Consider the following 2,424-nt stretch of genomic DNA (forward strand, 5'->3'; position numbering starts at 1 on the left):
ATGGCCACGACGCACTTCTCGGGGTTCCACTCGTCGTACAGATCCTCGTACTTATCAAGTCCTACTGGCCGCTTGTCTTGGACTGGGATTACGTTGTAACCACCGTAGATCAGCTTCTTGATTAGCCCGTCCATGAGCGCACTTGACGCTTCTCAACTTCACCGCCTTTTTCTAGATTCTTACAGTCTGAGGCAGACACTGGGATAATAACCGTAGCTTCGTAAACTGCCCCATCCAGCTCGTTTTTTAATACCAAATACCCCTCTTCTTCCATCTTCTTCACGATATCCCACAGCTCTCTGACTACCTGACTGAAATCTTTGGCGCCATTTACCTGCGCATATGTTTCAGCGATATTCTTGAAAGTTCTAGAAATGTTGTAATTTTTTACGAGTGCAGGATCGCGTAGAGAGGCGCACGCATAGCTCCTCAGCCACTCCTTAAACGCTGAGTAGAGTAGATTGTTGATGTACTGAACGATCTCATTGAAACATTCTTTTCTAATATGTTTGAAGATAGAAACACGCTGAGCTTTTTTTAATTCGTAGAGATATAGAACCCCTTCATCAGTCTCGACGCGCCACCGGTAGCGATCTTCATACACTTTTTCTATTACTACAGCCTTTTCGCCTGATGTGCAACGCACTCTGAGAGGGTACTTCATCACAACTTGGCAGTTTATTACATCACATATGCGTAGTGTAGACTCTTGGCGCGCTGTATAGCCGCTCATACGCTACTGGCGCCTTGCGCTCTTCTTTACGTTTTGAACCAAGGCGTAGCCTGTCTGCTTGAGCTCCTCAACTAGATGTCTGTGCTCAGATCTCGGTATGTATATCACCGCGGCTCTTTTGGTTATTTTGTACACCGTGCCTGCCGCCATCACCGCGACGCCGCCTTGTTTAACGACGACGACATCCACGAGATCGCCTGGACGTACATCAACGGCGACGCAACCGAGAGGCACGCGGAGGTATACGGAGTTGTGCCAGGATCTGACCTCGGAGTGGCACAGAACCGAATCTGAAATCGTTTGATTTCTGTACGAATTTTCAATCGATTTGTTTACTATTCCATCCATGGCCAAAACTATTGGCTAGTTTAAAAACCTTACCTCCAACAAGTAGCGTTTTCAACTGTCTTCTGAAAAACCTGCACAACGTTATAACCCCCTCTCCGCGGGAAAAACGTCACCCTTTCCTGTCACCCCGTTTTTCTTCGGCGTACGTCACCTTTACGAAGTTTTCAACCGACGAAAATATCTATATAGACGCTGGTGACACAGGGTGACATACGACGATTGAGAAATCACTCGGAACGTTTTACGTTTCGTTAGTACTCTATTTACGTTATACGAAAAATATATGTGATTTCTTCTCTCGACGTGCTTCTCGGTTTGGGTTTCGTGGTGACACGCGACATATCGGCGTTTGCTCTTTACAGATTTAGAGCGTATTTTCTCTTTACATGTTTAAAGAGTTTACGCCGACATGGCGCATGTCACCCCGTAGTGGTAACCGAGAAGCACGCCGAGTGAACAAAACAAGCCAAGTTTAGACTTATTTATTTGGGCATAAAAATGTTGAGCAAGCGTCCCCGTGAAGTGTTGCCCCGTCGAATGTCACCCCGTGTCACCGGCATCTATATAGATTGGCAAAGCGTATCTAAAATTTGTAAAGATGACATATGGCGAATTTGGACGGGGTGACAGAAAAGGATGACACTTTTTTCGCGAAGATAGGGGTCCTAAAGGTGTACAATACAACAAGAGATAGTAGAAACATGTATTTTTAAACAAACAATTAAAAGGCGAAAACCCAGAGAAAGTTGAACGCCGAGCCCCCTCTCTAAATCGGTAAAGGAGGGGGCTGGAAAACAGTCAGAAGACGTTGGGCACGTAGAAACGCGCGGAACGTATATAACAGCCGAGACGCGCTTAGACGGGGCCCAGCGCCGCCAGTGCGCCAGAAGGGGGCCATTCCCGCGCCCACCGCCAAAACCCCCCAAACGTGTAATTACTATATAATAATTAGAATATTAACACGTTCGGCGCCGCGTTGCAAACCGGGTGAAGCGCACAATCCGTCCGTTTCCACACACGTAGCCAGTTAGACGTTAGGCATATATTGCCCAAGGCCAGGTTTTCTACATGGAAGTTGTGGGCTACGTCCGGGTCTCCCGGGAGGACGAGAAGCCGGAGAACCAGGAGTACGCGATACTCAGTTGGGCAGCGAGGAGCGGCCATAAGTTGGTTGAAATTTTCAGAGACGTGGGGGTGTCCGGCGCGGTGCCTCCGCAGGAGAGGCCGGGGTGGAGGCAGGTCTTGGAGGCGCTTTCTGCTGGGAGGGCCCAGGGGGTTGTTGTCTACGCCTTGGACAGGGTGGCGAGGTCGCTGTGGGAGCTGGCGGCGGTGTACAGAGAGTT

Annotated in this window: 3 protein-coding genes; 1 reads left to right on the forward strand and 2 read right to left on the reverse strand. The window is 48.8% G+C overall.

Features of this window, described 5'->3' with window-relative positions:
- Positions 1–121: 121 nt before the first annotated feature.
- Positions 122–667 carry a hypothetical protein gene (locus ACP5J3_RS13280; RefSeq protein ID WP_428496123.1) on the reverse strand — a complete coding sequence of 182 codons (546 nt, stop codon included), beginning with the start codon at positions 665–667 and terminating at the stop codon, positions 122–124.
- 69 nt (positions 668–736) lie between these two features.
- Complete coding sequence (locus ACP5J3_RS13285) at positions 737–1,081, reverse strand: hypothetical protein (RefSeq protein WP_428496124.1); 345 nt, start codon at positions 1,079–1,081, stop codon at positions 737–739.
- Positions 1,082–2,149: 1,068 nt separating this feature from the next.
- On the opposite strand from ACP5J3_RS13285, the gene ACP5J3_RS13290 reads away from it, so the two are divergent.
- A partial coding sequence (locus ACP5J3_RS13290; RefSeq protein ID WP_428496125.1) for a recombinase family protein occupies positions 2,150–2,424 on the forward strand: 275 nt, incomplete at its 3' end.

Source organism: Pyrobaculum sp. (assembly GCF_049971835.1).
GTDB lineage: Archaea > Thermoproteota > Thermoprotei > Thermoproteales > Thermoproteaceae > Pyrobaculum.